The sequence below is a fragment of the Bacillus sp. JJ722 genome, assembly GCF_036963345.1.
Lineage (GTDB): Bacteria > Bacillota > Bacilli > Bacillales > DSM-1321 > Bacillus_AD.
Genome location: NZ_JBALMO010000267.1, coordinates 1 through 3102 on the forward strand (window position 1 = coordinate 1; position 3102 = coordinate 3102).

Annotated in this window: 3 protein-coding genes; all 3 read left to right on the forward strand. The window is 33.4% G+C overall.

What is annotated here, in order from left to right:
• The first annotated feature begins 431 nt into the window (after window positions 1-431).
• The gene (locus tag V7014_RS23310; protein ID WP_335510830.1) at window positions 432-1622 is read left to right on the forward strand and encodes an acetate kinase; all 1191 of its coding nucleotides are present in this window, start codon (window positions 432-434) and stop codon (window positions 1620-1622) included.
• A gap of 163 nt (window positions 1623-1785) precedes the next feature.
• The gene (locus V7014_RS23315; protein WP_335510832.1) at window positions 1786-2088 is read left to right on the forward strand and encodes a hypothetical protein; all 303 of its coding nucleotides are present in this window, start codon (window positions 1786-1788) and stop codon (window positions 2086-2088) included.
• Window positions 2089-2206: 118 nt separating this feature from the next.
• Window positions 2207-3043 carry an EcsC family protein gene (locus V7014_RS23320; RefSeq protein ID WP_335510833.1) on the forward strand — a complete coding sequence of 279 codons (837 nt, stop codon included), beginning with the start codon at window positions 2207-2209 and terminating at the stop codon, window positions 3041-3043.
• Window positions 3044-3102 lie beyond the last annotated feature (59 nt).

The following is a 3102-nucleotide window of genomic DNA, read 5'->3' on the forward strand; positions in this document are numbered from 1 at the left end:
CAATTAATTTCTTATATTAATTACTTTGAGATAGGGAGTCTCAATTTGCTTTGAGAATTAAAGCAAATTGAGACTTTTTTCTTTTGGTTATATAGTTAGATTTTTTATTATCCAAACTAGAAAATATAACTTGAGATAAAGATGGGAATACATGGTGTAATAATAAAAAATGAAAACGTTTATGATAAGAAAGAGCAACTGCGTAATATTTTATAATATCTGTTATATTTTCATGGGATTTTAATTGAAACACATTTCGTTTTGTTAGAATAAATATTTTTTGAATTGTTAAAAATCTTTAAAATTCCTTTTTACTATTGAAAATATTCGAGTACAATGCTTAAATGAAACTGGTACTATTTATTGTATTACAGTTGAATAGAAAATAATATAACACAACATATAATGCAAATGATAAGGAGCGACAGTACATGTCAAAAATAATCGCAATTAATGCAGGAAGCTCGTCTTTAAAATTTCAATTATTTGAAATGCCAAGTGAGAAAGTTATTACAAAAGGATTAGTAGAAAGAATTGGTTTAACAGATTCAATTTTTACAATTTCAGTGAATGATGAAAAGGTTAAAGTAGTAACAGATATTCCTGATCATGAAGTAGCTGTAAAAATGCTTCTTGATAGCTTAATCGAGCACGGTATTATCGCATCATTTGATGAAATTAACGGAGTAGGACATCGAGTTGTACACGGTGGAGAAATCTTTAACGATTCTGCTTTAATTACAGATGAAGTTTTAAAACAAATTGAAGAATTATCTGATTTAGCACCGCTTCACAACCCTGCTAACATCACTGGAATTAAAGCATTCCAACGTATTCTTAAAGATATACCAGCAATTGCAGTATTTGATACAGCGTTCCATCAAACAATGCCAGAGAGTTCATATTTATACAGCTTACCTTATGACTATTATAAAGAGTACGGAATTCGTAAATATGGATTCCACGGAACTTCACATAAGTATGTTTCTGAAAAAGCGGCAGAAATGCTTGGACGTCCGAAAGAGCAATTACGCTTAATTTCTTGTCATTTAGGTAACGGTGCAAGTATTGCGGCTATTAAAGGCGGAGAATCTATCGATACTTCAATGGGCTTTACACCTCTTGCTGGTGTAACTATGGGAACTCGTTCAGGTAATATTGACCCAGCACTACTTCCATTCATCATGGAGAAAACAGGTAAAACAGCTGAAGATGTAATTAATGTATTAAACAAAGAAAGTGGATTACTTGGAGTATCTGGTTTCTCTAGTGACTTACGTGATATTGAATCATCAGCTGAAGAAGGAAATGACCGTGCTGAATTAGCATTAAAAGTATTCTCTGATCGTATTCATAAATACATCGGTTCTTACGCTGCTCGTATGTCAGGTGTAGATGCTATCATCTTCACTGCAGGTATCGGTGAGAATAGTGATGTTATTCGTGCGCGCGTTCTTGAAGGTTTAGAATTCATGGGCGTATATTGGGACCCATCTTTAAATGCTGTTCGTGGAGAAGATCGTTTCATTAGTTATCCACATTCACCAGTTAAAGTATTAGTAATTCCTACAAACGAAGAAGTTATGATTGCTCGCGATGTAATGCGCTTAGCAAAAATGTAATTTATTATAAAAAATGAATCAACCTCTTATGATGTCGCTATAGCAACATCATAAGAGGTTTTTTTAATTTGATAGATTAAAAGTGTTACAAAAAAGGAAAAATCTTAATTTTGTTGATGAGTACGTAAATTATGCCGAAAGTAGTAGTGAGGGGGTGAAGAAAATGATTGAAGATTTATTAAAGAGAGTTAGCATACTTAGGGAGTATAATTACAGTTACAGTTCGCAGACAAGTGCACATGCGAGTGTAACGGCAGTTAGTGGAGTAGCTTTCGCAGAATGGATTTATGATGCAAAAATATATTTAGAAGTAAATTATCCAGGAACAGATTTTACAACAGATTTTGCAGATGCTGGTAGAAAAGCAATAGGTAATGAAATTAAATACTTAGATACAATGGAAGGTATTCTTTTAGCGGTGAAAAAAGCAGAAAACAATGGATTGTTAGTTCCGACAAAAGGATAAAAATTAGTGTGAATGATAGAAAACATGCTACAACTTTTGTAGCGTGTTTTTCTGTTTGAAATAGCTTGTGATATACTATTGCTAAACGTATCATGTATAAATGAAAGGAGTGAATCTTATGACGTTTACAAGTCGGGAAATGAAAATATATGAGGAAGTAAAGGCTTGGGAAGAAAAACTTTATAGCCATGAAACTACTGACTTTGAAGTGTTATATGATAAAGCTCTTCAAAGCAGCTTTACTCTTATACCAGAAGACATGCAGAAGGAATTTCTCACAACGTTAGATAATATGTTATTCCATCTTCATGCAATGATTCAAGGTTCTCAGTTTCAAATGGATGCCAGAGATCGAATTTTAGCTACAGCTAGAATATTTCATGACGGGATTGAAGGAATTGCCGACATGAAATATTTAACTGCTGATCAATTAAAATACATAGCACAACAACAAATAGCAAGACATCGACTATATTCATTTGCTCAAGGTGGTATTAGTGGTATGGGCGGAGCGGTGTTAATCACCAGTGACTTACCAGCTATTACAATAATTAATTTGCGATTAGTACAATTAATTGCAATGTCTTATGGATATGAAGTAAATACGCCAAAAGAAATGATGATTTCATTAAAAGTATTCCATACAGGGACTTTACCAGAGAGATTGCAAAAGTATGGTCTTGAAGAGTTGAATGAATGTACACAGCAATCAGAGCAATCGTACTTCTTTGATGGTGATGATGAAATTACGGATGTATCTTGGTTTGAGCAGCCAGTAAAGCAAATAATGAAGTATATGGCTATTTCGTTGTTCAGAAAGAGGAAAATTCAAGGCTTACCATTAATGAGTATGATGATAGGCGCGGGCAGCAATTATTCATTAACAAGGCGTGTTAGTGAATTTGCACATCATTACTATCAATATAGATACTTGCAGGAAAAAAGCGAAGAGTAGGACGCATATTGAACTTGAAAAAGCATCGGTGACGATGCTTTTTTATCATTTTCCGACAG